The organism is Catellatospora methionotrophica (assembly GCF_011297335.1).
Classification (GTDB): Bacteria; Actinomycetota; Actinomycetes; order Mycobacteriales; family Micromonosporaceae; genus Catellatospora; species Catellatospora methionotrophica.
In genome coordinates, this window is the sequence record NZ_JAAOTJ010000013.1 from 127,337 (window position 1) to 153,248 (window position 25,912).

Genomic DNA, 25,912 nt, shown 5'->3' on the forward strand with positions numbered 1-25,912 from the left:
CCCGCTGCAGCGGGCCATCACCCCATCGAACCGGTGCGTTTCGGGAGCACCTCCGGCCCGGCGGGCACGCCGCTCGGTGCGACGGCGGGCACTTTCCGGCCCGAAGCCGGTTAGGCACGCTGAAGTCGGGTAGGGAGTCGGCACGAGTCAGGCCCTCCGCTTGATCGGTATGTGCAAGGGGAGGCAGCGGTGCCGCAGCCGCAATCCACGCGGGTGAAGCACGCCCGCGCTCTGGTCGTCGAACTGGGCCAGCTGCTGGCTGACCTGACGGCGGGACATGACGTCGACGCGGTGCACCAGCGGCTGCTGGCCCGGTTCGACGCCGTCGAGCACGACCGGCGCATCGGGCCGCTGGAGCTGGACCGGCAGGTGTTCGCCGATACCTGGTCGGCGTTGCGCGACGGCGCTGACCTGCCCGCCGCAGCCTGGGAACGGGTGGTGCTGCCCACCGTCGTGGTGTTCGGCACCGCCCAGACCGTGAAGATCTACCTGGAGCTGGCGACCGCGTACTGGCTCGCCGCGCGCGACGCCGTCGACGCGGTGCCGGATTACCCGGCCGCCGCCGCCGCACTGGCCGCCGACGAGTCTTCCACCGTCGTCTCCAGTACGCCGTCAGCTGTGGTGCCGCGCTCGGCCGCACCGCGTGCGGGGAGCCCGGAGGCCGTCCGCGACGTCGCAGCACTCCAGGGCCCGGATCCGCAGGGACAGAACCGCACCGGCCCGGATCGCCGGGTCCTCGTCGCGGTGGCGGCTGCCGTGCTGGTCACTGTATTCGTGGTACTGCTGCTCGTCAGACCGGGTGGCGACCCGTCGGTGCCCGCGCAAGCCGCCATGCCGTTGCCCGACCTGTCGTCGGGCGCGGTGTCCGGTGACGCCGGTCAGCCGTCCCTGCTGCCGACCACGCCGCCGACCGCGAGCCCGCAACCGTCGCCGGTCATCTCCGGGGCCCCGATGCCGACCCCCACCTGGACGCCGCCCGCCCCCGCGGTCACGACGCCGGGGACCACGCCGGCGCCGCCGGTGGCCCCGTCGCCGCCTCGGCACCTGACCGCGGTCGCGGCTGATGAGCACACCGTCTGGCTGCTGTGGTCAGCCCCTGCCGATGGCGGGTCAGGTGGCGTGGCCTTCTACCGTGTCCAGCGCGACGGCCGGTTCATCGGCTGGACCAGCGACACGAGTGTGACCGTGACCGGCCTGACGCCCGGGACCTCGTACACCTTCGCGGTGGTGGCACGTAACGCCGCGGGGCTGGAGTCCGTGCCGGGCAACCAGATCACGGTGACGACCGCCGTCCCGCCGCCCGCCTCGCCGTCCGCGTCATCGGTGTCGCCACCCGAGCCGTCGCCGACGAGCGAGCCCTCGCCGTCCCCGTCGCAACTGCCGACAGCGACAGCCTCCCCGGCCGACGAGTCGGCCGTACCGGCGGAATAGCCCGCCTGCCCGAACACCCCGTGGCGCGACGGCTCGGTGCCGAGACTGGAGGCGCTACTCGGATGTGCGCTCGGGCACACGCGTTTGCGTGACGGGGCCAGGGGGCAGATGGATGCCAGAAGACTTCACGCAGACAAGGAGAAGGTCATGACTGTCGCCGGAATCATCTCGGCCATCATCGTCGGTCTGGTCATCGGCGCGCTCGGCCGGCTCGTGCTGCCCGGCCGCCAGAGCCTGCCAATCTGGCTGACCATCGTCGTCGGCATCGTCGCCGCCCTGATCGGCACCGCCATCGCGCAGGCCGTGGGCGTCGCCGTCACCGACGGCATCGACTGGATCGAGCTCGCCTTCCAGATCGGCCTCGCAGCGCTGGGCGTCGCGCTGCTGAGCGGCTTCCGTGGCCGCAGCACCGTCTGAGCAACGTCCGATGTGGCCCGGGGCCCGAACTTCAACGTTCGGGCCCCGGGCCATGTCAGCGTTCGAACAACCGGGACGGGTACGCCCGCCGGGTGATAACGAACGGATATACCCGGTCTGAACATCTTCCAAACGGGTTGTCGAAACAGCTTCCTGGCCGGATGTTCTGCGACGGTGGGCTGTCAAGAATTCGCCCGAGTCGTAGCGCGGGTTACGGCCCGCGCGATCCGCCACCCGCCTGGGGGCGGGCCGTCCGTGCCATACTTGGCGCGATGCGGCCGATGTCGCTGCGGTGGCAGAGCTCAGCTGGCCGTGACCGTTTCCCACGCCCGTGTGGCGTACCGTGAACCTTGTCAAACCGTGCAGATCGCCGCTCGGCTCGTGCCCGGTGTCAACGACCCGCTAGAGGAGGTTGTGATGCCTGCGACGCACACCCTGAACACCGTGGATGGATCGACTGTCATATCGGTGACGGGCGAACTCGACGCGTCCAACGCTGAGGACATGTTCGGCTGGATCTGCGAGGCGATCGACGCACCGGGCTGCCGTCGCGTGAGCCTGGATCTCGGTGGGGTGCCGTTCATCGATTCGACCGTCATCCGCTACCTGATCCACGCCAACGCCTACGCGCACTCCAGCGACGTTCCGCTGGTGGTCTCCGACGCGCAGGAATTCGTACGCCGGGTGCTCTGGACCACCGGTGTGGCAGGCGTGCTGGGAATGGTGTCGAGCGGACGCGCCGGAAGGTGACCGTGGCGGGTCAGCGCTGTTCGAGTCGGTCCGGACATTGACGTAGACGTCGGTCTCACTGCTAACATCTTGTTCGAACAGGTGTTCGAACAAGATGGGCCGCCGATGCTCGTCTGTCTCGGGGCGAAGTGGGGTCGGCGTGAGAAGCCTATGGTCAGGCGGCATCCGGCGGGGCGAGCTCGGGCTGCCCGTGCGCGACAACCAGGTGCTGTACGCGGTGCGCCGGGACTGGCGTCATCCGGCCACCCACGAGTACCTCCGGCCCCGGCTGACTGAAGCCGAGGCGATACGAGCCGCTTTCGCCGATCACCGTTACTGGCGGCGTGGCCCGATGCGCCCACGGCTGAGCGTGGTGCGGATCAGCGCGAACGACCTGCGCATACACCGCTGGCGTCGTGACTGCATGGCACCTGACTGCCCGCGATGACCCTGCTCCAGCGCTACGTCGACGACGGCTGCTGACGCGGCCGCTGCGGGAGGACTTGTCGGGGAGACCGCGCGTCCAGACCTGAGACCGCGCGGTCTCCTCGGCTTACGCGGCCGGTCGGTGCCGGTCAGCCCCGGATGATGTCCTTGATCCAGTGGGCGATGTTGTCCACCCGGGAGGTCCGTTCCTCCAGCGAGTGCGGGCAGGACGGTCCGCCGCTCTCGACCGACACCAGGGTGGGGTTTCCCTCGCCGTGCTCCATGAAGTACGGCGCGCCGGAGTCGTACGGGCAGGCGCTGGTGTCGGGTGCCGGGGCCAGCGCGGTCACCCCGACGCTGGGCTCGGTCACCGTGACGACGGTGACCTGGCCGGTCCGCAGCTGCGGCGACGGCACGGGGTTGGAGCTGGTGAGCGAGCCGAAACCGGTGATCCGCAGGACGTCGCCGGCCCGCGGCCTGCGGTGGTTCAGGGCCAGCGGCCGGATGTCGGTGATCGGGAAGCTGAGCTTGGCCAGCGCCAGATCGGTGGTGGGGGACTGGCGTACGGCGATGATCGTGGCGACGTGACCGATGTCGGTGGTCAGATCCGCCCGCCCGACGGTGGCGGTGGTCAGGTCGGCGACCGGCCGCTCCACGCGTACGCCGTTGAAGTCACGGAAGCAGTGTCCCGCGGTGACGATCCACTGCGGTGCGATGAGCGCGCCCGAGCAGGCGCTGTTGCGGCGGCCACCGTTGGCCGTGGGGATCCCGGTCATGGTCAGTTTGACGGCGAACCGGAACTGGCCGTTGGGCACGATGTCGCTGTTGGCGACGGCGTGCGCCGGGCTGGCCGGGAAGATCCCGAGGCCTGCCGCGATGATCGTCGACGTGAGCAGCATGCCGACCCGGCGAATGCGGTGCTTGTGTGTGACGTCCAAGAACTCATCCTTTGCTCTGCGCGGGAGGGTCCCACGTCTGTCTGTCATCGCATGCTCGACAGCGGCAACGACAAACTTCGCGTTTACCATGGATAGACGCCGAAGATCTCGCTCCGGGTTGGATCTCCGAGGCCATCACTCGCGGCCGCGGTCACGACGAGGCCCATCCGTGGGTGCGGTGGGTCGCTTCTCGACAGTCGTTTGAGGATGATCGATTTGCATCGACGGTGCTGCTGGCGGGGCATACGCCGTCAGTATGATCACCGCGGTGATCACCAGTAGATGGTTACGCGCCATCCTCACCGGACCGTTGGTCGCACTGTCGACCCTCCTCCCCACGGCGGCCCACGCCGACGACAACGAACCCGCCGAACCCGCCGCGCCGCCGAAGGTGGAGCTGGTCCTCGACGTCAGCGGGTCGATGCGCGCCGCCGACATCGACGGCCGTACGCGGATCTCCGTCGCCCAGCAGGCGTTCAACGAGGTGGTGGACGCCCTTCCGGATGGCACGGAGCTCGGCATCCGCGTGCTCGGCGCGACCTACCAGGGCAAGGACAAGAAGAAGGGATGCCAGGACACCCAGCAGATCGTGCCGGTGGCTCCGGTGGACCGGGCCGCCGCCAAGAGCGCCATCGCCGCGTTGCGGCCCACCGGGTTCACCCCCGTGGGCCTGGCATTGCGTGGCGCGGCTGAGGATCTCGGGACCGGTGACGCCAGCCGCCGGATCATCCTGATCACCGATGGTGAGGACACCTGCGCCCCGCCGGACCCCTGCGACGTCGCTCGTGAGCTGGCCGCCAAGGGCACCCGCCTGGTCGTGGACACGCTCGGCCTGGCGCCGGACGACACGGTGCGGCGGCAGTTGCTCTGCATCGCCGCGGCGACCGGTGGGACGTACGCCTCCGCGCAGACCCCGGCGGAGCTGACCGACCGGATCCAGCAGCTCGTCGACCGGGCGAAGGACACCGCCGTCAAGCCTCCCGCGATCGTGGCGGGCGGCAAGGAGTGCGCCGGGGCGCCGCTGCTGGCACCCGGCGTCTACACGGATCGGGAGAAGATCTCCGAGCACCGCTGGTATCGGGTGCCGGTCCGCGAGGACCAGGAGCTGCGCGCCTCCGTGAGCATCGCCCTGGACCGCCAGGTCAACCCCGACTACGGCGTACTGCTGAGGGCCACCGCCGCCGACGGCCGGGAGCTCGTCCGCGGCACCGACGCGGGCAGCGGGCGCACCGACGTGCTGTCCACCGGCCTGCGCTGGTCGGCCCTGGAACCCGACGAGGAGTCGGACCCGGCGGCGGATTCCACCGCCCCGGCCCACGTCTGTCTGGTGATCAGCAACTCGTTCGCCAGCTCGACGGCGGGCGACGCGCCGGGAATGCCGTTCGAGCTGACCATCGACGTCGTCGCCACCTCGCCCGCGCCGGACGCGCCGGGGCTGGGGCGAGGCTGGCTGCTGCTGCTGGTGCTGACCATCGCCGGCCTGCTCACCGGCCTGCTCGGCGGCTGGCTGACCCGCTGGTGGATCGCGACCTGGAGGACCAACTAATGCTGACCCATCACCGTCAGGGACCTGCCCGTACGCGTCACCGCCTCGCGGCCGGGGTGCTCGCCGCGGCATTCGCGGCCCTGCTGCCTGCCGCCGCGGCGGTGGCGGCACCGAGTCCGTCTCCGGGGTCGGCCGCCGTCAACCGGTCGGGAACCTCGTTCCTCACCGCCACCGTGGTCAGCGTCGGTCAGCCGGTGCGGGTCACCGCCTCCACCGGTGACTACCTCTACTGGTCGTTCAATGCCACCGCGGGGCAGATCACCGAGATCGCGCTGACCGTCACACTGCCGCCTGCCACGAAGCGGACCGGCGCGTCGACGTGGACCGTGGACGTCTTCGACGGGCTGCGCCGCCGCCAGGCCTGCACCGACGGCGTGCAGACGCCGGTCGCCTCCGCCACGGCCGCCGAGGTGAGCCTCGGCTGCACGCTGCGCCGGGTGCGATCGTGGGCCGAGCCGTGGTCCGGCGACCCGCTGCCCGGCACGTACTACCTCCGGCTGTCGGTCACCGACCTGCCCGAGCAGGATCTGGGCCTGCCGGTTCAGGTCGACATGCTGCTCGGCGCGCACGGCGATGTGACCGCGGACGACGGTGAACTCAAGGCGCCGCTCGTGCCGCAGGTCAAGCCCGGCGGGGTGCTGGCCGCGTCCGGCTCGGAGGACCCCTCGGCCAGCCCCAGCGCCAACCCCGGCGAGGCGGCCGAGGCACTGGACTGGCTGCCCGACCTGTCCGCCCGCTGGATCTGGACCACCGTCGGCGGTGTGCTGGCCGCCGCTGCCGGTGTCGTCGGGTTCTCACTGACCTGGCGTCGCCGCAGGTGAGTCGTCGGGTTCTCACTGACCTGGCATCGCCGCGGGCGAACTGAGTGCCCCTTCCTCCCCTGCGGGCGGAGGAAGGGGCACTGTGGCTGTCCCGGCCGATGCGCTGTGAGCCGTGTCAGAGGTCATGACAGCGCCGTGGCGGCCCCGTGACAGGACAGACCGCGATCGTCGTAGCAACCACGTGACAGCACGCCTCACGCACTGGAGCAACGATGTTCGGTCTTCTCAAGATCTCTGTCGCCGACCAGGCCCTGGCCACCCGCGACCCCGGCGATCACCCGTTACCGCACCGACCAGGCCCTGCGAGGGCGCACCGGCGGGCCGCAGGGCACGCCCGATGAGCGCGGGCGGGAGGAAGCTGCCCGCCGGGTTCGGGCGGCTGTGGAGCGCGCAGACGGTGTCCTCGCTCGGCGACGGGGTCATGCACGCGGCCCTGCCGCTGCTCGCGCTGACGCTGACCCGCGATCCGATGGCGCTCGCCGTCGTCGCGGCCGCCGGGACCCTGCCCTGGCTGCTGTTCGGGATCCTCGGCGGCGCGCTGGTGGACCGCTGGGACCGGCGGCGCACCATGTGGATCGCGGACGCCGCGCGGGCGGGCCTGCTCGTGATACCGGCGGCGGCAGCGGTGTTCGACGTGCTGAGCATTCCGCTGCTCGCGACGGTCGCGTTCCTGCTCGGCCTCGGCGGGCTGTTCTTCGACACGGCCGCCTCGGCCTACCTGCCGGACCTGCTCGGCCGCGATCCGGCGTTCCTGGAGCGCGCGAACGCCCGCCTGCGCGGCGCGCAGACCGCCATGTCCGGCTTCGCGGGCCCGCCTGCGGGCAGTGCGCTGCTGGTGCTCGGCCGGGCGGTGCCGCTGCTCGCCGACGCGGTGTCGTTCGCCCTGTCCGCCGTGCTCGTCCGGTCGCTGCCGGTCGCGCCCCGGCCCGCGCCCGTGGCCCGCGAGTCGCTGCTGCGGCAGGCGCGGGCCGGGGCCTCGTACGTGTTCCGGGACCGGCTGCTGCTCGGGCTCGCGCTGCGCCCGGCGGTGGGCAACATCGCCTTCCTGGCGGTGGAGACCGTGCTCGCCCTGTTCGCACACGAGCGGCTGGGCGTCGGGGCCCTGGGCTTCGGTCTGCTCCTGACAGCGGAGGCGACCGGCGGCCTGCTCGGTGCGGGCGTCGCCTCGTCCCTGGGTCGGCGGCTCGGCACCGGGACCGCGCTGACCTGTACGGCGACGATCGAGGGGCTGGCCATTCTGGGGCTGGCCGCCGCACCGAACCCGTACCTGGCGGGGCTCGCGCTCGCCGTCTGCGGGGCGGGCATGGGTGCCACGATGGTGCTCGGCCCCTCCCTGCGGCAGGCGATCGTCCCGGCGCACCTGATGGGCCGGGTCGCCGCCACGTCCCGGATGCTCGCCATGTGCGCCGCCCCGTTCGGCGGGTTCCTCGGCGGCTGGCTGGCCACCGGCTACGGCGTACGCAGCCCGCTGTTCGCGGCCGCCGGCCTGCTCCTGGCCATGACCGCGGTCACGGCGACGATGACCGGCAACCGCCGGGTCGAGGCGGCGCTGCGGGGCAGCGCCGAACGGGAGCGCACGGTGGAGCACCGCGCCGACGAACTCGTTCCTGCCTGATCGGCGTACCCACCGAAGCCACCACTGCCGGAAAGGCATCAGATGCTCTACACGACCGCCCGCGTTGCCACCGACCGCCCGCACCGCTACCTCAAGCAACTGGTCTCCCACATGGGGCGCAAGGTGCCCACCGCACTCGACGAGCAGCGCGGGTCCATAACCTTCAGCCTGGGCCGCTGCCTGCTCGTGGCCTCCACCGCCCACTTTGACATGATCGTCGAAGCCGGGGCGGCGGACGCCGTCGCGGCGGTGGAGGAGACCATGACCCGCCACCTGCTGCGCTTCGCGACCAAGGACGAGCTCACCGTCGACTGGCGGCCGCTGGTGCGGCCCGCCGCAGCCGACGACGACGCCGCACTGCTCACCCTCGACGATGCCGCGTGGACCACCGGGTCCGGGCTCGCCTCGACCCGGTCCGAGGATCGGACGGCGTACTTCAGCGAGCGGCGGAGGCCCGAGACCCACCTGGTCGCCGTGCTAGGCGGCGAGCTCGTCGGCAGTGTGAGCACCCACCCGGCGAGCCCGTTCCCGGAGGGGGCGCACGTCTTCGGCGTGTGGAACCTGATCGTCGCCGAGCACGCCCGCCGGGTGGGCGTCGCCTCGGCCCTGCTGGCGGCCGCCGAGACCCGGGCGGTCGCACAGGGCGCGAGGAAGATCGGGCTGCGCGTCCTGGCGACCAACACCGGCGCGACACGGCTCTACGAGCGGCACGGCTATGGCGTCGAGGGCCGCCACGCCGAGGAGTTCCTCATCGACGGCGGCTACGTCGACGACATCAGCATGGGCAAGCGCCTGGCGCACGGATAGCCGCCGCGTAGCGGGTGAGGAGCAGACGCGGAGCAGGCCGCCCGACGATCGACGGAGCGCGTGGAGATCCCACGCCACAGTCCACAGGAGGCAACCATGACGCGAGTCATCAACGGCCTGGGTGACCGGATGCTCAGTGCGCTGCTGCGCACGGCCGAGGCCGGCGCCTGCGTGCCGGAGAACGGGCAGAGCTGCGGCACCGTGACCTGCAGCGGCGGCTACTGCGCCAGCGACGGCCGCTGGTACCAGAAGTACTGCAAGGCGAAGTTCAACTGCTACGGCAGCTGCCTGAGCACCGGTGTCTTCGACCGCTACCAGCGGACCCAGGCAGTGTGCTGATCACTGGGCACTGACCCGGCTGTCGAGGGGCGGGCGTCCACGGATGCCCGCCCTCTGTTCTTCCCGAGGAGGATTCCGTGCTCGCTTCGTTGTGGGGCGTGGTGGCCGTGCTGGCGGTGGCCACCGTGCTCAATCTGCTGCTCTGCCTGGCCGTCATCCGCAAGCTCCGCGCCGCGCCGGCCGGGGTGGCCGAGGACCCGCACCTGCCGGTGGCCGGGACGGCGGTCGGCGACTTCACCGTCCCGGCGGGCGGGGCCGTGCTGCGCCGCGCCGCGCTGCCCGGCGCGGTGGTCGCCGGCTTCTTCAGCGCGTCCTGTGCCCCGTGCAAGACCACGATCGCGCGGATCGCGGCGGGCGAGCACGATCTGCCGTCCGGCGAGCGGCTGTGGTTCGTGGTCGCCGACGCCGGTGACCCGGCGGCTGAGGCGATGGTCGCGGGCCTGTCGGGCAGCGGCCCGGTGGCCGTCGTCGACGGGGCCGACCCGGTGCTGCGGGCCTTCGGCGGCGTCAACGGCTATCCGACGCTGCTGGAGATCCGCGACGGCACGATCCGCGCCGCGGCGCACGACCTGGACGAGCTGCGCTCGCTCGCCGGGGCGGGGCGGGTGGGTCCATGAGCCGGTGGGGTCTGGCGCGGCGGGCGTTCGCCCTCGGCTGGCGGGCGGCGCCGGTGGCGGTCAGCGTTTCGCTGGTGCTGGCACTGGTGGCCGGTGCCGGACCGGCCGGGCTCGCGTACCTGTCCAAGCTGCTCATCGACGCGCTGGTCGCGCCGAGCCCGGCGGGTGCGCGTACCGTCGCCGGCCTGGCGGTGGCCACCGGGCTCGGCGCGGGCGCGCTGGCCGTGGCCGCGATGCTGCGCCAGCTGGCCGCCGGGGCCGCGCAGCGCGGGCTGCTGCTGCGTTCGCAGGATCTGCTGTACAGCAGGGTCAACGCGATCGGCGGGCTGGGACCGTTCGAGGACCCCGGGACGCAGGACCGGCTGAGGCTGGCCGACGAGGCCGCCACGTCGGCGCCCACCGACATCGTCGACGGGGTCATCGACGCCGTCGTCGGTGTCGTGTCGGTGCTCGGCTTCGTGGCGGTGCTGCTGGCGATGTGGCCGCCGCTCGGGGTGGCGCTGCTGGTCGCCGAGGCTCCGGCGCTGCTCACCCATCTGTGGCTGGCCCGCCGCTCGGCGACCGCGACCGAGAGTGTGGCCGCCCCGCAGCGGCGGCAGTTCTTCTACCGTTCGCTGCTCACCGATCTGCGGGCGGCGAAGGAACTGCGCCTGTACGGGACGGGCGGGCTGCTGCACGGGCGCGCGATGGCGCTGCTGCGGGACACCTCCGGCGTCCGGTACGCGGTCGAGCGGCGCGAGACCGTGGCGCAGGCCTGGCTCGCGGTCCTGGCCACCGCGGTCACGGCCGGGGTGACCGTGTTCGTGGTGCTGGGGGTGTACCGGGGCCGCATCTCGCTCGGGGACATGACGCTCTACCTGGCGGCGGTCGCGGGCGTGCAGGCCGCCGTACGTGGCGTCATCTTCCAGTTGGGCCGGGTCAGCGCGTCGCTGCGGCTGTTCCGGCACTTCGACGAGCTGCTGTCCGGTCCGGCCGACCTGGCGCAGGGCGACGCGGAGCTGGCGCCGCTGCACGGGGCGGTGCGGCTGCACGACGTGTGGTTCCGCTACGGACCCGACGGGCCGTGGATCCTGCGCGGGGTGAGTCTCACCATCGAGCACGGCCGCAGCCTGGGCGTGGTGGGCCTGAACGGCGCGGGCAAGAGCACCCTGGTGAAGCTGCTGTGCCGCTTCTACGACCCGCAGCGTGGCCGGATCACCTGGGACGGGGTGGACATCCGCGACGTCACGCTGGCCAGCCTGCGGGCCCGCATCGGCGCGACGTTCCAGGACTACATGACGTACGAGCTCAGCGCCGCCGACAACGTCGGGTTCGGCGATGTGGAGCACCTGCCGGACCGGGCGCGGATCGAGCAGGCCGCGGCCCGCGCGGAGATCGACGGTGCGGTGCGTGCCCTGCCCCGGGGCTACGACACGCTGCTGAGCCGGTCGTTCGCCGACGGTGAGCAGCACGGGGTGCTGCTGTCGGGCGGGCAGTGGCAGCGGCTGGCGCTGGCCCGGTCGCTGATGCGCGCCGATGCCGACCTGCTGATCCTCGACGAGCCGAGCTCGGGCCTGGACGCGCTGGCCGAGCAGCGGATCCACCGGCAGCTCGCCCTGCTGCGGCAGGGGCGGACGAGCGTGCTGGTCTCGCACCGGATGGCCGCGCTGCGCGAAGCGGACGAGATCGTGGTGCTCGCGGACGGCATCGTCGCCGAACGTGGCGCGCACGCGTCGCTGATGGCCGCGCACGGGCTCTACGCCGAGCTGTTCACGGCCCAGGCGGCCGGGTTCCAACTGGAGGCCAGCCGATGATCTTCTTGGTGGCGGCCGCCTGCGGGGCGGCTCTGGGCATGGCCGCGGTGCTGGCCAGGGCGGCTTTCGCGCTGGTGATCGTACGCGGCAACAGTATGAGCCCGACGCTGCGCGACGGGGAGCGGGTGCTGGTGCGCCGGTCGCACCGGATCCACGCCGGTCAGGTCGTGGTGTTCGCGGCCGTACGCCGTCATCGCAGTGATCCGCCGTGGCTGGTCAAGCGGGTGACCGAGGTGGAGGGCGAGCAGTTCACCGTCGCCGGTGACAACCCGCGCAGTCTGGGCTCGGCGCAGCTGGGCGTCATCGCGCGGGCCGACCTGCTCGGGGTCGTGGTCCGTCCCGTGTCCCGGAGGGTCCCGTCATGATCTATGTGGTGCTGGCGGCCCGTGCCGTGCTCGGTGTCGTGTTCGCGGTCGCGCTGGTCGGCAAGCTGGCGACCGGTCGGGGCCGCCGGGAGTTCGTCGACGGCATCGGCGCGTACGGCGTCGGCTTCCGCTGGCGCGGGCCGGTGGCGTACGCGGTGCTGGTCGTGGAACTGGCCCTGGTCGTGGCGCTGGCCGCGCCCGGTGGTGACGTTGTCGGGCTCGCGGCCGCGCTGGGTGTGCTCGCGGTCTTCACCGTCGCGACCGTCCGGTCGGGCAGCGCCGGGGACTGTCACTGCTTCGGCGCTGCCGGACGCGGCACGACCGGGTCGTTCGTGGCACGCAACGTGCTGCTGATGGCGGTGGCGGCGGTCGGGCTGGGGTGCGCGGCCGTCGCGGACGGGACGCCGGACACGGTCGGCACGGTGCTGGCGGTCGGGATCGGAGCACTGGCCGCGGTGCTGGTCACCCGGTGGGACGACCTGGCCGCGCTGCGCTGACCACGGGCGGCTCCGCCGGGGCGGGCTGCTGCCGGGCGTACAGGCGCAGCAGTTCGTGCATCGTGTACCGGTCGGGCCGGCACTCGATCACCAGGTGCCGGGCGGCCAGCGACCGCAGCGCCGCGCGCACCCGGTCCGGTGGCCGTGCCAGCCGCTCGGCGATGTGCTCGGTCGCGGCCCCGGCCTCGCCGGCCAGCTCGGCGATGGGGCCCAGGTCGCGGAACACCCCGGCCTGCTCGGCCGTCAGCCGTCGGTACGACTGCTCGAAGGCGCGGGTCAGCCCGACCTGTTCACCGTGCAGGGTCAGGCCGGGCAGCCTGCGGTCGGCGTCGGACAGCTCCCGCGCCAGCTCCCCGACGGCGCCGCGCGGCCGCCCGATCAGGCGGGCCCCGGCGATCCGCAGTGCGAGCGGCAGCCCGGCGCACAGCCGGGCCAGTTCGGTGGCCGCCTGCGGTTCCTGGCCGACGCGGTGGGTGCCCGCGGCCCGTCCGAGCAGCCGCAGCGCGTCGGTCTCGGGCAGCGGCTCGACGTCGATCGGGACCGCGCCGGTGTAGACCAGCACGGCGCGCAGCCGGATGCGGCTGGTGACGACCGTGACGCAGCCGGGCACGCCGGGCAGCAGCGGCAGCACCTGGGCCGCCGATGCGGCGTCGTCGAGCACGAACAGCACCCGGCGCTGCGCCGTGGCCGAGCGGAGCGCGGCCGACAGTGCCTCCAGGTGTTCGGCGGGGTCGGTGCCGGGAGCGGCTGCGGCGGGTGGCCGCCCGAGCGCCGACAGCATCCGGCGCAGCGCCGCCGCGGGTTCGGTGGCCGCAGTGTCGGCGTGACCGCGCAGCCGGACGTAGACCTGACCGTCCGGGAAGTGCTCGCGGGCCGTCTGCGCCCACTGGATCACCAGCGCGGTCTTGCCCACCCCGGCCGGGCCCGCGACGATGGCGATCGCGCCGCTGTGGGTGTTGTCGCGCAGCTTCTCCAGCGCCCGCAGTTCGTCGTCGCGGCCGACGAATCCGCGCACCGCCGGTGGGATCTGGGCGGGGGTGCGGGACGAGACCGGCGCGCCGACCGGTGTGCTGGTGCGGATCTGCTGCTCCAGGGCCTGCAGTTCGGGGCCGGGCGTCAGGCCGTACTCCCGCGACAGCAGGCGGCGCAGCCGGGCGCCCACGGCCAGGGCCTCCCGGGACCGGCCGCCCCGGTACAGCGCCTCCATCAGGGAGCGGGCGATCTCCTCGCGCTCCGGGCAGGTCCGCGCGAGTTCGGTGAGCGGCCCGATGAGCTGCTGGTGCCGGCCCAGCGCCAGCTCCACGACGGCGAGCTGCTCGAACGCGGCCACCCGCTCGTCGGCCAGCCGGACCCGCGCGTGTTCGGCGAACGGCGCGTGCACCCCGGTCAGGGCCGGTCCGCGCCAGAGGTCCAGCGCGGCCCGCAGTTGCTGCGACGCGGCCTGCGTGTCGCCCTCGGCCGCGGTGGAGCGTGCCTGGATGACGAGTCGGCGGAACCGCGCCACGTCCACGTGGTCGGCGGGCAGGTCGAGCTGGTAGCCGTGGTCGCGGGTGGACAGGGCCGCGCCGACGACCGGGATCCGGCGCAGCGCGGAGGTCATGGTGTGCAGCTGGGCGCGCGCCGTACGCGGCGGGCGCTGGCCCCACAGCGCGTCGATCAGCTCGGGGTAGCCGACGCTGTGGTTGGCACGCAGCAGGAGGTAGACCAGCAGGGCCCGCCGCTGCGGCCGGTCGGCGACGGTGGCCGCCGGTGTGTCGCCGATCGTGAACTCGCCCAGGAGCCCGAACTCCATGCCACCTCCAGCTGATCGATTAGAACAAGTGTACTAATCGAACGCCGGGGCGGTCACGGCAGATCGGTGTGTTGCCGCCCCGCCGCGTCGAGGCGGGCGAACGGGCCCGGACCGTCGTGCGGCCCCGGCGGGGCGCCGAGGTGGCGGACGCGGAGTTCGTCCATCAGTTCCTCGGCGAACGCCGGACCCTGCTCGCGCAGGAAGCGCTGCCGGTGGTGGAGTTCGCCGCCGCCCGGCCGCCAGTCCAGGCCCCAGTCGCCGAGGGCGCAGACGATCGGCAGGGTCCGGATGCCGGCTTCGGTGAGGCTGTAGCGGGCGCGCTGGCCCCGCACCGCCGTGCCACGGGCGAGCAGTCCCGCGTCGACGAGCCGTACGAGCCGGTCGGCGAGGATGTTCGAGGCGATGCCCTCGGCCGACCCGGTGAGCAGTGCGCGGAAGTGGCGGCGGTCGCCGAACATGACGTCGCGCAGCACGAGCAGCACCCAGCGATCGCCGAGCACCTCGACGGCGGCGCTGATCGGAGACTCGGACCGCGGCTCCACACGTCCTCCTTGACAGGTCGATGGCCCTCACTATAGTGGTTGCATAATGCAACCACTAGCGATGGGAAGAGGATGGGCCGCTTCGTCTATTCGATGAACGTGTCCCTCGACCTGCGCATCGAGCAGGTGCCCGGGGACAACGGCGCGGGTGAGTGGCTGCGTATCACCGAGCAGATGCACCGCGCCGCCAACGCGCAGTGCCAGGAGCTCGCGCTCATGGTCCACGGGCGGATCTTCTACGAGGCGATGGAAGAGTTCTGGCCTCGTGCGCACGAGGACGCGTCGCTGCCGGACTACCTGCGGGAGTACGGCGAGATCTGGACCGCCAAGCCCAAGGTGCTCGTCTCCCGCACCCGCGACAGCGCCGGCCACAACACCCGCGTCATCGGCGGCGACGACGCGATCGCACAGCTCGCCGCCGTACGGGCGAACACGGACGGCATCGTCAGCGTCGGCGGCGCGTCGCTCGCGACACAGCTGCTGCGGGCGGGACTGCTCGACGAGCTGCTGCTCTGGACCCATCCGGCGATCCTCGGCTTCGGCAGGCCGCTGTTCGACGACTACGACCTGCCGATCGACCTCGAACTGACCGAGCAGCGGTCGTTCGCCCAGGGCGTCACGATGCATCGCTACGCCATCCAGGACGTGAAGGAGCCAACCCCATGCTGAGGCAGGTCGCGGACGGTGTGCTGGTCCACGAGAGCGAGTTCGTCCAGAGCAACGCGATCGTCGTGCGGGGCCGCGACGGCGTGCTGCTCGTCGACGCCGGGTTGCAGGACCACGAGCTGACCTGCCTCGCCGACGACCTGTCCGAGCTGGGCCAGGCCGTGGTGGCGGGCTTCTCGACGCATCCGGACTGGGACCACCTGCTGTGGCACGAGCGGCTCGGCGCAGCCCCCCGCTACGGCACGGCCCGGTGCGCGGCAGCCGTCCAGGAGCAGCTGTCCGACCCGGGGATCAAGGCCGAGATAACCGCCCACCTGGAACCGACGGGCATCGCCGAGCACGTGCCGCTGGACCTGTACGGCCTCATCACCGCCCTGCCCGCCGGTGCGGCGCGGCTGCCGTGGGACGGCCCCCAGGTGCGGATCATCGAGCACCGGGCACACGCGCCGGGCCACGCGGCGCTGTTCATCGAGCAGTGCGGTGTCCTGCTCGCCGGTGACATGCTCTCCGATGTGCTGGTGCCGATGCTCGACCTGGCCGCCGACGATCCGGTCGAGGACTACCTCGCGGCGCTGCGGCTGCTCGAAGAGGTGGTGGACGACGCCGGAGCCGTCGTGCCCGGCCACGGGTCGGTCGGCGGGGCGGGGCAGGCACGCGCCCGGCTCGCGCTGGACCGGGCGTACGTGCTGGCCCTGCGTGACGGCCGCGATCCCGCCGACCCGCGCGTCGGCCCGTCGGCCAAGCCCGGCTGGGAGTGGGTCGCCGACGTGCACGACGGGCAACGGCAGGGCCTGGCCCGGCGCGGTGAGCCCGGCGGTGACCCGGCGGGCGGCGATGCGCAGGCCTGAGAACCTGAGCTGGTGCCGGGACGGCGGTGTCCCGGCCCGGCGTCAGTCGCGCTTGACCCGGCGGGCGGCGCGTGCGGAGTCGTCGGCGATCAAGACCGTGGCGACCAGGCACGCGACGACGATGCTCAGGAACCAGGTGTCGTCGTCGGACAGCCAGGCGGTGAACGGCGCATACGCTGCCATCACCAGGAACGCGGCCCACATTCCGCGGCGCTGGCGGAGGGTCAGAAATCCAGTCACCCGGAAAGGGTGCCATCGTCTCATTACGATCGGCGACACACGTTCGGGTGAATCTGGCCTGAAACAGGTTTACCGGCCCGACGTGACGGCAATAGCTTACGGTCGGCCGGGCCAGGTGTTGCCGGTCACGGCAGCGGGGCGGCGTACACCGCCACGGGCGGGTCGCCCGGGTCGTACCGGTCCGACAGTCCTTCGAAGACCATCCCGGCCTTCTCCGCGACGCGGCGAGAGGCAGCGTGGCCGGGGTCGATGAGTGCCACCAGCCGGTCCAGGCCGTGCCGCCGGGCATGGGCGAGCACCCCGGCCGCGATCTCCGTGGCGTAGCCGCGACCCCAGCAGGACCGGGCGAGATGCCAGCCCACCTCGTGCTCCCCGGCCCGGCCGTCGAACGGCCGTACGTAGACGTCACCGGCGAACCCGCCGTCGAGCGTGGTGACGGCCCAGAAGCCGCAGCCCGCGCCGCGCTCGGCGACCGCCTGCCAGCGCGGGATGTCGGCGGCGATCACCTCGATGCCGCTGGGCGGGTCGTCGCCGGTGAAGCGGCAGACCTCCGGATCCGACCACATCGCGTACGCCGAGGCCACGTCGGCCTGGTCGAACGGCCGGACCAGCAGCCGCTCGGTGCGGAAGACGGGTGAGGTGGGCACTGGTGGATCCTAGCCAGGCTCGCCCGTCCGGCGCCCGACACGGTGGCGGGGCCCACCCCAGCCTGGGGAGGGCCCCGCCACCTGCGCCGATGCTTACGGGCCGACGAACACCGCCTTCGCGCGCCAGTCGTTGCCGTCGACGGCCGGGCCGCTGCGCACGGTGAACGACCCGGTCGGCGCCCCGCCCGCCCAGGCCGTGGCCGACAGGTCACCGGTGCTGCGGTTGACCTTGTAGAGGGTGCTGCCGGACAGCAGGAGCCCGCCCGCGTCGGCCATGCCGCCGACCCCGGCGACGGTGAACTTGTCCGCGCCCACGATGCCGCTGTCCGGGGTGAACCAGCGCCAGAACAGGCCGTTCTGGCCCGACAGCGTGTAGTACAACCGGCCCGCGGTGTAGAACATCGCGGTCACGTTCGGGATCTCGGCGTAGAAGTTCACCGTCACCCCGGCGTACGTCGGAGCGTCGGTGCCCGACGCCACGGTGTCCCAGTACGCGTCGTGGTACGGGTCGACCAGCGTCGCCGTGCCGAACGTGGAGCCGTCGAAGGTGCGCCGCCACAGCGCGCCGTTCAGCCCGTAGAACAGCGTGCCGCCGACCCAGAAGCCGCCCTTGGCGGTCGACCAGGCGGTGCTGTCCGGGTTGGCCACCGCGCTCGCCGCGCCGACGGTGGTGTTCCCGTCGTACGAGCGGACCTGCACCTCGTCGCCGTTGCCCGACGGCGGCGGCCCGGTCTTCACGATCTCGATGCCGTTGATCAGCGGGTTCTCCACCACGTGGCCGAAGCCGAGGTCGATCGTGCCGTCGCTGACGACGGTGAACGAGCGCATGGTGCCGACGTCATGGCCGACGGTGGCGGACAGGTCGAGGTTCGGCAGCACGGTGGTCCCGTCCAGCGTCACGTTGAAGACCCGGGAACCGGCCGACGCGGTGCCGCCGTAGCGGTTGGCCAGGTAGAGCCGCACCACGACCTCGGTGCCCGCAGGCACCGGGAACTGCCAGCTCATCTCCGGGGCCGAACCCGGATCCCAGCGCTCCGAGGAGAACAGCGCCGCGGGGGTGCTGACGGGCACGGTGGCGTCCATCATCGGCACCGTGCCGTAGCCGGCGGTGTTGCTCACGTTGTTGTGGTACGCGCTGGGGCTGCCGCCGTCGTCGGCCCAGTCCGGCCCGCTGTCGGTCGAGGCGACCGCAGGACCGCCGGCGTTGACCCGGTAGAGCACGTTGGTCGGCACCGGGACCCCGGCCCGGTACACGTTGCCGGGCAGCGTGGCCACCGTCGTCGCGTGCGGGGCGTTGCCGCCGGTCAGCGAGAAGAACGAGATCCGCTCCCGGCGGTACTGGTAGTTGCCGATGAAGGCGGTGTCGGAGCCGAGCCAGATGCCGGCGGGGGTCACCAGCATCTCGGCGACGCCGACGCCGCGCGGGTGGCGGCCCGGGTTCCAGGCCAGCGGCAGGCCGGTGAGCGGGTCCAGGGCGGCGATGCTGGCCCGGCCGACCGCGCCGGCGGCGGGGCTGTCACCGCCGAAGCTGTTGTTGAGCCAGCGGATGTGCCCGCCGACGTAGACGGCCTGCTCGCTGATGCCGACCGACAGCAGGGTGTCGCCGCCCGCGTAGTCGACCCAGGTGGGCTGCAGGTCCGCGCCGGTGGCGTCGTTCTCCCAGCGGGCGGCCGCGTCGCACAGGGTGCCGCCGTTGGCCGCGCCGGTGGTGACCACGACGAAGTAGCTGCTGTCGGGGGCGTACGCGACGTCGCGCATGTAGGAGTCGAACGCACCCCAGGCGCAGCGCGGGGTGTACCGGGTGGTGTTCCAGTCGGTGATGGTCGCCGCGCTAGCGCCCAGGGTCAGCTTCACGATCTGGTCGTGCAGCACCCCGGCGGCCTTCTTGAAGTTGCCGACGACCACGAGCTGCTGGCCGTTGGGGGCCAGGGCGAGCTTGCTGGCGCCGACCCCGGCGACGGCGCCGCTGACCCCGTCGTAGTTGTGGTTCTCGGTCAGGGCCGTGGTCAGGTAGCTGTCCAGCGCGCCGGTGCTGGCGTTGACCGAGGCGAGGCCGCCGCGCGCGAGGGTGGCGTTGCCCGCGTTGGTGAAGATGCCGCCGACCAGCAGCCGGCTGCCGGCCAGGGCGATGTCCTTGACGGCCCCGTTGAAGGCCGGGCCCGCGAAGCTCGTGACCAGGGTGCCGTTGCTGACGTTGAGCAGCGCCACCTTGCGCCGGGTGACCCCGTTGACGGTGTTGAACTTGCCCGCGATGAAGACCGTGCCCGCCGTGGGTCCGGCGATCACCGCTTCGATCTGGTCGCTGACGGTCGGCGCGAACGCGGTGTCGACCGTGCCGGTGGCCTTGTCGAAGGCGAGGATGAAGTTGCGGGTGATGTCCACTTCGGTGCCGCGGTTGCGTACGGTCGTGAAGTCACCGGCCGCGATGATCTTCGTTCCGGCGTCGTGGATGGCGTAGACGGTGCCGTCCTTGATGTCCGGCGACGCGGCGGAGGGAACCGCCGTGACGATCGTGGTGTGGTCGGGCGCGGCGGACGCCGGGGCCGCGGTGCCGAGACCGGCGGCGGTGACCGCGATCGCGACCAGCGCCGTGAGGGCGCGGCGGGGCAGGGACGATCGATGACTCATGGGCAACTCCATCGGGGCGCGGACGATCCGGCTGACGCGCGGCGCGACGGGTGCGGAGCACTCGTCCGGCCACCGGGCAGCCGGGTGGGGCATGGCGCGATTCCCACCCTGCGGCACCCGGCATTGCGCCGTCCAGCGTCATCGATGCTTTATGGCCGTCCACATCGCAGTAGCCGCCCGACCACCGGTTCCAGGCAGCGGGAAGGTCGGCCGGACTGCACGAAAAGGCGGTCGGCAATGGTTATTCGGCGTACCCGGCCAGACGAGTGAGGGCGGCCGGTGTCCCGTCAGGACGGCAGGCCCTTGCCCTTGCTGTCGCGGGCCGACTTGCGCAGCGTCTTGTCGAAGAAGACCGCGCACTGCACGGTGTGGTCGCCGGCCGCCCAGCGCTCGCCGGAGGCAGGCAGGGCGATGGAGCCGTAGTACACGGCGCGGGAGGCCGGGACGCCCAGATACTGGGTGATGAGCGTGCCGCAGGTCTTGTGCAGCCGGTCCCACGTCTTGGCGCTTCCATCCGGGTAGGCGGCGGTCGCGGGCTCGCGGAACACCCCGACGTACTCGGCGTTGTGCGCGGTGGTGCAGGCGATGTCGTCCATCCGGGAGACCGCGTCGTCGGCGATGACCGCCTTGACGCAGTTGTTCAGCAGCGCGGGCGGGATGGCGCCCTTCAGGCTGCCCGTACGCAGGACGAACCGCTCGGCGTCCTCGGTGCTGGCCTGCTCGCTGATCTCGCAGCGATACCAGCGTGCCCCGCTCGTCCAGGTGTCGACCTTGGGGGTGGACAGCCGCAGCTCCAGCTTCGCCGCGTGGCCCCAGGCCCGGCCCAGGTACAGCATGGCCTTGAGGTCGCACTCGTAGAGCGCGGCGGCCTTCTCCTTGGGCCCGGGGTAGGTGTCGCCGGGGAACTTCCCGACGTGCACCACCTCGCCGTAGTGGGGTTCGGCGCAGTCCTTCACGGCGGCGCTGCGCAGGGCGATGTCGACGGACACCGTGGCCAGGCACGCACCGGCCTCGGGCGTCCAGCCGGTGACCTCGGCGACCGGCTTCCAGTCGTCGACCAGCGCCGCGTCGACCTCCGCGGGCAGCGCCTGCCCGCAGCCCGCCAGCGCCAGCGTCGCCAGCAGCGCGACCAGCGTCGCACCGGCCGTGAGGCGTCCCCGCATCGCCATACCTCCCAGGTCGTGAACCCGCGAAAGCGTAAATGATCTCGGGTGTACGCGGATCGGCCTAACGGTCCGGGTGATCATCCTCGCGGGTGAGCCCGTCGTGTCAGCGGCCGTGTCAGAGCCATGTCAGAGGGGTGACAGGCCGGCTCTCGATAGTTGCCGTCATGACAGCTGCAGCGATCGCGGTCTCGGGACTGCGTAAGGCGTACAAGGACAAGGTCGTGCTCGACGGCATCGACTTCGAGGTCCGCGCGGGAACGGTGTTCTCCCTGCTCGGCCCGAACGGTGCGGGCAAGACGACGACGGTAAACGTGCTCACCACCCTGATGAAGGCCGACGGCGGCACGATCCGGGTCGCGGGCCACGACATCGCGACCGAGGCGAAGGCGGTGCGGGCGGCGATCGGGGTCACCGGCCAGTTCGCGGCGGTCGACGAGCTGCTGACGGGCCAGGAGAACCTGCAGCTGATGGCGGACCTGAACCGCGCGGTCACCGGCGACGGCAAGCGGATCGTCGCGGACCTGCTGGAGCGGTTCGAGCTGACCGCGGCGGCGGGCAAACCCGCCGCGACCTACTCCGGGGGTATGCGGCGCAAGCTCGACCTGGCGATGACGCTGGTCGGCAACCCGCAGATCATCTTCCTGGACGAGCCGACGACCGGGCTGGACCCGCGCAGCCGCCGCACCATGTGGGAGATCATCCGCGGCCTGGTCGCCGACGGCGTGACGGTCTTCCTGACCACCCAGTACCTGGAGGAGGCCGACCAGCTCGCGGACCGGATCGCGGTCCTCGACGCCGGGCGCCTGGTCGCCCAGGGCACCGCCGACGAACTCAAGCGGCAGATCCCCGGCACCCACATCCGGCTGCGGTTCTCCACCGCCGCCGAACTCGACGCCGCCGCGCGGGTGCTGACCGACGCGACGCGCGACGACGAGGCGCTGGCCCTGCGGGTGCCCAGCGACGGCGGCACCAAGTCGCTGCGGGCCCTGCTCGACCGGCTCGACGAGTACTCCCTCAGCGCCGAGGAGTGCTCGGTGCACACCCCCGACCTCGACGACGTTTTCCTCGCCCTGACGGGCCACACCACGGAGGTGGACGCGAAATGAGCAAGTCACACGCGCTGGTGATGCTGCGCCGCAACTTCAAGCACATCGCCCGGAACCCGACCTCGGTCTTCAACGCCGTGCTCATGCCGATCATCATCATGCTGATGTTCGTGTACATGTTCGGTGACGCCTTCAGCGTCGGCGTCGACTACATCGACTACGCCACGCCGGGCCTGATCCTGCTGGCCGTGTGCTACGGGCTCGGCGGCACCGCGACGGCGGTGAACTCCGACATGACCAAGGGCATCATCAACCGGTTCAAGGTCATGGACGTGTCGCGCGGTGCGGTGCTGACCGGCCACGTCATCGCCAGCGTGCTGACCAACGTGATCGCGATCGCGGCACTGGTCGGGGTGGCGTTCGCGCTCGGTTTCAGCCCGGCGGCGAACCTGGCGCAGTGGCTCGGCGTGGCCGGCATGGTCGTGCTGCTCGGCTTCGCGGCCGGCTGGCTCACGGTCGCCCTGGGACTGTCGGCGAAGTCGCCGGAGACGGCCGGTATGGCCGCCGTGCCGCTGGTCATGCTGCCGTTCTTCAGCAGCGCGATCGTGCCGGCCGAGAAGATGGGCCCAGGCCTGCGGCAGTTCGCGGAGTACCAGCCCTTCACGCCGATCATCGAGACGATGCGCGGGCTGCTCAACGGCACGCCGGACACCACCGCCACCATCGTGGCCGTCAGCTGGTGTGCGGCGATCGCGCTGGCCGGCTACCTGTGGGCGAGCTCCACCTTCAAGAAGCGAGCGTGACCTCGGCCAGCTGAGCCCAGCTCGTCGCAGCACCCTTCGCAGCCGCCTCGGCGAACCCCGGGTTCCCGAGGCGGCTGCGTGCCGCCAGCTCGATCCGGGCCGTGTCGGGCAGGGCGTGGTCGGCCAGCCCGCGCACCGCGTCACCCGCCGCCAGCAGTCGCGCGGCCTGCTCGGGCTGGTCGCGGCGCAGGGCCAGGTCGGCCAGCCCGACGAGCACCTGGGCGATCATCGGCAGGTGACCCGTCTCGGCCGCCGCCCGGTAGGCCGCGGCGCGGTGCGCACGGGCCTCGGTCAGGTCGTCGGTGAGGTAGCCCAGCATGTCGTGGGTCAGCGCGCGCAGCTTGTCGGCCTTGTCGCCGAGCAGGGCCGTCGCCGTGTCGAGCTGGCGGCGGGCCTGCTCGGCGTCGCCCTGCCAGCGGGCCAGTTCCGCCTTCGTCAGGGCCAGCTCCGCCAGAGCCTCGGGCCAGGTGACCCGCGCGGCGTGGCGTTCCGCCTCGGCCATCGCGGCCGCGGCCGCGCCGTCGTCGCCGCGCAGCCAGTGCAGCTGGGCCTGCCGCGACCGCATCCGGATGACGTCCTCGACCGCCCCGACCTCGGTGACGACCGCGACGGCCTGCTCGTAGTACGCGCAGGCCTGGGCGAAGTCGCCCCGGGTGGCGATGCGGTCGGCGAGCACGGTCAGCGCGAACGAGATCCCGAACCGCTCGCCGATCGCCTCGAACGCGGCCAGGGCGGTCCGCAGGTCGGTGTCCGCGTCGTCTCCGGCGTGGCCGAGCAGGATCCGTGACTTGCCCAGGTGCAGCCGGGACAGGGCGCGTACCCACGGGTCCTCGTGGTCGAGCATCGACTCCCACGCGGGCAGCAGCGCGTCCGGCCCGGTCAGCTTGCGTTCCAGCGGGACGACCACGGCCAGCACGGGGTGGCGTGAACTGGTGCGTACGGCATACCGGTACGCCCGGTGGATCCAGTCCGCGACCTGGTGCTCGTCGGCGGCCCGCCCGGAGCTGGCGAATGTCACGGCGTGCCCGTACACGGTGGCCCGGATCTCGTCGTCGACCTCGCCGGGCAGGGCGGCGGCCGCGGTGATCAGCTCCAGGCCCTCGGCCCGGTGCCCGCTGAGCCACCAGTACCAGCCCGCTCCGGCCGCGAGCCGCATCGCCGCCTGCGCGTGCCCGGCCGCCAGCACGCCCCGCATCGCGGCGGTGAGGTTGTCGTGTTCGGCGTCGAGCGTGGCCAGCCAGGCCAGCTGCTCGGCGCGGCGCAGGTGCGGGTCGGCGGTCTCGGCGAGCGCGGTGAAGTACGCCAGGTGCGCCTGGCGGGCCGGGCCCGTCTCCCCGGCTTCGGCGAGGCGCTGCTCGGCGTACTCCTTGATGGTCCCGAGCATCCGGTAGCGCGGCGCGCTGCCGCCCGCGGCGACCAGCAGCGACTTCTCGGTCAGCGCGGTCAGCAGCTCCAGCACGTCCTCGGGTGCGACGGTCTGCCCGGCGCAGACCTGCTCGGCCGCCTCCAGTCCCGCGCCGCCGGAGAACACCGACAGCCTGCGCAGCACGGCCCGTTCGGCGTCGGTGAGCAGCTCCCAGCTCCAGTCGACCATCGCGCGCAGGGTCCGGTGCCGGGGCAGGGCCGTGCGGCTGCCGCCGGTCAGCAGCCGGAACCGGTCGTCGAGCCGGTTCGCGAGCTGCTCGATCGACATGGTGCGCAGCCGGGCCGCGGCCAGCTCGATGGCCAGCGGCATACCGTCCAGCACCCGGCAGACCCGCGCCATCGTCACCAGTGTGTGCGTGTCGACCACGAGATCGCTGCGGACCGCACCGGCCCGGTCCAGCAGCAGCCGCACGGACGGGGCGGCCGCGATCTCGTCGGGGCCGGCGTCCCGGCCGGGCACGGCCAGCGGCGCGACCGGCCACAGCGCCTCACCGGTGATGCCCAGCGGCTCCCGGCTGGTCGCCAGGATCCGCAGGTGGCGGCACTCGCCGAGCAGGCGGTGGGCGAGTTCGGCGGCCGGTGCCACGACGTGCTCGCAGTTGTCCAGGATCAGCAGCATCTCCCGGTCGCGGATCGCGGCGATGAGCCGTTCGCGCGGCTCCAGGCTCGACGGCTCGCCGAGCAGCGCGTCCCGCAGCCCCAGCGCGGCGAGCGTGGCCTGCGCGACGTCGCCGTCGCCGCCGATGGCCGCGAACTCCACCATCCAGGCTCCGTCGGGCAGGTCGCCGAGCAGCCTGTGGCCGGTCTCGGTGGCCAGCCGCGTCTTGCCCGAGCCGCCGGGGCCGATCAGGGTGGTGAGCCGGTGCTCGGCCACCAGCCCGGCGACGGCCGCCACGTCGGCGTCCTTGCCGACGTAGCTGGCCAGCTCGGCCCGCAGGTTGGTGGTCCGGTTGCCCTCCCGGCGGCCGGACTCGCCGCGCAGCAGCGCCACGTGCAGCGCGGACAGCTCGGGGGAGGGGTCGACGCCCAGCTCGTCGACCAGCGCCTCGCGGGTGCGCTGGTACACCTGCAGGGCCTCGGTGTCCTGCCCGGACGCCGCCAGCGCCCGCATCAGCGCGGCGGCGAGCCGTTCGCGCAGCGGGTGCGCGGCCACCAGGTCGCTCAGCTCCGTGACCAGCTGCGCGCCGTGGCCGAGCCGGATCTCCGCGTCGCACCGGTCCTCCAGCGCGTTGAGGCGCAACCGGTCGAGCCGGGTGACGGCCGCGTCGAAGGCGGCGCTGTCGGGCAGGCCGACGTCCTGCATGGCCGCACCGCGCCACAGGGCCAGGGCCTCGCGCAGCCGCCGTACGCGCTGCGGGCCCTGTTCGTCACGGGCCAGGGCCACCAGGCGCTCGAAGCGCACCGCGTCGACGGCGTCAGGCGGCACGGCCAGCCGGTAGCCGTCGGTCAGCCCCTCGATCGCGCCGTCGGGCAGCACCTTGCGCAGCCGGGAGACCAGGCGGTGCAGGGCGTTCGTCGCCTCGGCGGGCGGCTGCTCGCCCCAGATCCAGTCGAGCAGGGTGCCTTTCGGCACGACCCGGCCCGGTTCGAGGGCCAGGGCGGCGAGCAGGCCGCGCAGCCGCGCGCCCGGCACGTCGGCGACGGTGCCGTCGTCCGTGCGCACCTCGAACGGTCCGAGCATCGCGATCTGCACGCTGCAGATCCTGCCACGAATGATGATCAGCCCGGAATCGGCCGACTTCCGCCGGGTTCGGCGTCGCCGTGTCAG

Annotated in this window: 24 protein-coding genes; 16 read left to right on the forward strand and 8 right to left on the reverse strand. The window is 72.6% G+C overall.

The genetic code is table 11. From position 1 onward, the window contains the following. Positions 1 to 189: 189 nt before the first annotated feature. The 3 genes from HAV40_RS25730 to HAV40_RS25740 all read left to right on the forward strand — a co-directional run bounded on the left by HAV40_RS25730 (position 190) and on the right by HAV40_RS25740 (position 2,598). Positions 190 to 1,431 carry a fibronectin type III domain-containing protein gene (locus tag HAV40_RS25730; RefSeq protein WP_166385563.1) on the forward strand — a complete coding sequence of 414 codons (1,242 nt, stop codon included), beginning with the start codon at positions 190 to 192 and terminating at the stop codon, positions 1,429 to 1,431. A gap of 147 nt (positions 1,432 to 1,578) precedes the next feature. After that, entirely contained in the window at positions 1,579 to 1,848 is a 270-nt protein-coding gene (locus HAV40_RS25735) for a GlsB/YeaQ/YmgE family stress response membrane protein (protein ID WP_166385565.1), read from the forward strand. A 417-nt stretch (positions 1,849 to 2,265) separates the two neighbouring features. Beyond that, a complete protein-coding gene (locus HAV40_RS25740) occupies positions 2,266 to 2,598 on the forward strand; it encodes an STAS domain-containing protein (RefSeq protein WP_166385567.1) in 333 nt (110 codons plus the stop codon). Between the two features lie 554 nt (positions 2,599 to 3,152). Here the strand turns inward: HAV40_RS25740 and HAV40_RS25745 are convergent. Next, positions 3,153 to 3,941, reverse strand: a complete 789-nt coding sequence (locus HAV40_RS25745) for a S1 family peptidase (RefSeq protein ID WP_239086665.1) — start codon at positions 3,939 to 3,941, stop codon at positions 3,153 to 3,155. A gap of 268 nt (positions 3,942 to 4,209) precedes the next feature. On the opposite strand from HAV40_RS25745, the gene HAV40_RS25750 reads away from it, so the two are divergent. The 9 genes from HAV40_RS25750 to HAV40_RS25790 all read left to right on the forward strand — a co-directional run bounded on the left by HAV40_RS25750 (position 4,210) and on the right by HAV40_RS25790 (position 12,341). Then, positions 4,210 to 5,487, forward strand: a complete 1,278-nt coding sequence (locus HAV40_RS25750; protein WP_166385569.1) for a VWA domain-containing protein — start codon at positions 4,210 to 4,212, stop codon at positions 5,485 to 5,487. Then, positions 5,487 to 6,308 carry a peptidase gene (locus HAV40_RS25755; protein WP_166385571.1) on the forward strand — a complete coding sequence of 274 codons (822 nt, stop codon included), beginning with the start codon at positions 5,487 to 5,489 and terminating at the stop codon, positions 6,306 to 6,308. Before HAV40_RS25750 ends, HAV40_RS25755 begins: the two co-directional genes overlap by 1 nt. Positions 6,309 to 6,645: 337 nt before the next feature. After that, positions 6,646 to 7,923 (forward strand): MFS transporter, encoded by a 1,278-nt coding sequence (locus tag HAV40_RS25760; protein WP_166385573.1) that lies wholly within the window; start codon positions 6,646 to 6,648, stop codon positions 7,921 to 7,923. 42 nt (positions 7,924 to 7,965) lie between these two features. Further along, positions 7,966 to 8,730, forward strand: a complete 765-nt coding sequence (locus HAV40_RS25765; protein WP_166385575.1) for a GNAT family N-acetyltransferase — start codon at positions 7,966 to 7,968, stop codon at positions 8,728 to 8,730. 96 nt (positions 8,731 to 8,826) lie between these two features. Next, entirely contained in the window at positions 8,827 to 9,069 is a 243-nt protein-coding gene (locus HAV40_RS25770) for a hypothetical protein (RefSeq protein ID WP_166385577.1), read from the forward strand. 77 nt (positions 9,070 to 9,146) lie between these two features. Continuing rightward, complete coding sequence (locus HAV40_RS25775) at positions 9,147 to 9,686, forward strand: TlpA family protein disulfide reductase (protein WP_166385578.1); 540 nt, start codon at positions 9,147 to 9,149, stop codon at positions 9,684 to 9,686. After that, complete coding sequence (locus HAV40_RS25780; protein ID WP_166385580.1) at positions 9,683 to 11,479, forward strand: ABC transporter ATP-binding protein; 1,797 nt, start codon at positions 9,683 to 9,685, stop codon at positions 11,477 to 11,479. Before HAV40_RS25775 ends, HAV40_RS25780 begins: the two co-directional genes overlap by 4 nt. Beyond that, on the forward strand, positions 11,476 to 11,844 hold the full coding sequence (locus HAV40_RS25785) for a S24/S26 family peptidase (protein ID WP_166385582.1): 369 nt from the start codon (positions 11,476 to 11,478) through the stop codon (positions 11,842 to 11,844). The genes HAV40_RS25780 and HAV40_RS25785 overlap by 4 nt, the downstream gene beginning before the upstream one ends. Beyond that, complete coding sequence (locus HAV40_RS25790) at positions 11,841 to 12,341, forward strand: MauE/DoxX family redox-associated membrane protein (RefSeq protein WP_166385584.1); 501 nt, start codon at positions 11,841 to 11,843, stop codon at positions 12,339 to 12,341. Before HAV40_RS25785 ends, HAV40_RS25790 begins: the two co-directional genes overlap by 4 nt. On the opposite strand, the gene HAV40_RS25795 is transcribed toward HAV40_RS25790, so the two are convergent. Further along, positions 12,307 to 14,133 (reverse strand): AfsR/SARP family transcriptional regulator, encoded by a 1,827-nt coding sequence (locus tag HAV40_RS25795; protein WP_166385586.1) that lies wholly within the window; start codon positions 14,131 to 14,133, stop codon positions 12,307 to 12,309. The two genes, HAV40_RS25790 and HAV40_RS25795, sit on opposite strands and share 35 nt — an antisense overlap. 53 nt (positions 14,134 to 14,186) lie before the next feature. Then, on the reverse strand, positions 14,187 to 14,675 hold the full coding sequence (locus HAV40_RS25800) for a winged helix-turn-helix transcriptional regulator (RefSeq protein ID WP_166385588.1): 489 nt from the start codon (positions 14,673 to 14,675) through the stop codon (positions 14,187 to 14,189). 93 nt (positions 14,676 to 14,768) lie between these two features. Here HAV40_RS25800 and HAV40_RS25805 point away from each other — a divergent pair, with 93 nt between their 5' ends. Further along, positions 14,769 to 15,344: a dihydrofolate reductase family protein gene (locus HAV40_RS25805; protein WP_239086666.1), complete on the forward strand. Its 576-nt coding sequence runs from the start codon at positions 14,769 to 14,771 to the stop codon at positions 15,342 to 15,344. Next, on the forward strand, positions 15,338 to 16,189 hold the full coding sequence (locus HAV40_RS25810; protein ID WP_166385592.1) for an MBL fold metallo-hydrolase: 852 nt from the start codon (positions 15,338 to 15,340) through the stop codon (positions 16,187 to 16,189). The genes HAV40_RS25805 and HAV40_RS25810 overlap by 7 nt, the downstream gene beginning before the upstream one ends. 42 nt (positions 16,190 to 16,231) lie before the next feature. Here the strand turns inward: HAV40_RS25810 and HAV40_RS25815 are convergent, their stop codons facing one another. The 4 genes from HAV40_RS25815 to HAV40_RS25830 form a co-directional block, all read right to left on the reverse strand. After that, entirely contained in the window at positions 16,232 to 16,429 is a 198-nt protein-coding gene (locus HAV40_RS25815) for a hypothetical protein (RefSeq protein WP_239086667.1), read from the reverse strand. Between the two features lie 125 nt (positions 16,430 to 16,554). Further along, positions 16,555 to 17,076, reverse strand: a complete 522-nt coding sequence (locus tag HAV40_RS25820; RefSeq protein WP_166385596.1) for a GNAT family N-acetyltransferase — start codon at positions 17,074 to 17,076, stop codon at positions 16,555 to 16,557. 93 nt (positions 17,077 to 17,169) lie between these two features. Continuing rightward, complete coding sequence (locus tag HAV40_RS25825; protein ID WP_166385598.1) at positions 17,170 to 19,704, reverse strand: malectin domain-containing carbohydrate-binding protein; 2,535 nt, start codon at positions 19,702 to 19,704, stop codon at positions 17,170 to 17,172. A gap of 287 nt (positions 19,705 to 19,991) precedes the next feature. Next, positions 19,992 to 20,867: a septum formation family protein gene (locus HAV40_RS25830; RefSeq protein ID WP_166385600.1), complete on the reverse strand. Its 876-nt coding sequence runs from the start codon at positions 20,865 to 20,867 to the stop codon at positions 19,992 to 19,994. Between the two features lie 167 nt (positions 20,868 to 21,034). Between HAV40_RS25830 and HAV40_RS25835 the strand changes: the two genes are divergently transcribed. Both HAV40_RS25835 and HAV40_RS25840 read left to right on the forward strand, forming a co-directional pair. Continuing rightward, positions 21,035 to 21,976 (forward strand): ATP-binding cassette domain-containing protein, encoded by a 942-nt coding sequence (locus HAV40_RS25835; protein ID WP_166385602.1) that lies wholly within the window; start codon positions 21,035 to 21,037, stop codon positions 21,974 to 21,976. Then, the gene (locus tag HAV40_RS25840; protein WP_166385604.1) at positions 21,973 to 22,719 is read left to right on the forward strand and encodes an ABC transporter permease; all 747 of its coding nucleotides are present in this window, start codon (positions 21,973 to 21,975) and stop codon (positions 22,717 to 22,719) included. The genes HAV40_RS25835 and HAV40_RS25840 overlap by 4 nt, the downstream gene beginning before the upstream one ends. On the opposite strand, the gene HAV40_RS25845 is transcribed toward HAV40_RS25840, so the two are convergent. Beyond that, complete coding sequence (locus tag HAV40_RS25845) at positions 22,703 to 25,837, reverse strand: ATP-binding protein (RefSeq protein WP_166385606.1); 3,135 nt, start codon at positions 25,835 to 25,837, stop codon at positions 22,703 to 22,705. The genes HAV40_RS25840 and HAV40_RS25845 overlap by 17 nt on opposite strands. Positions 25,838 to 25,912 lie beyond the last annotated feature (75 nt).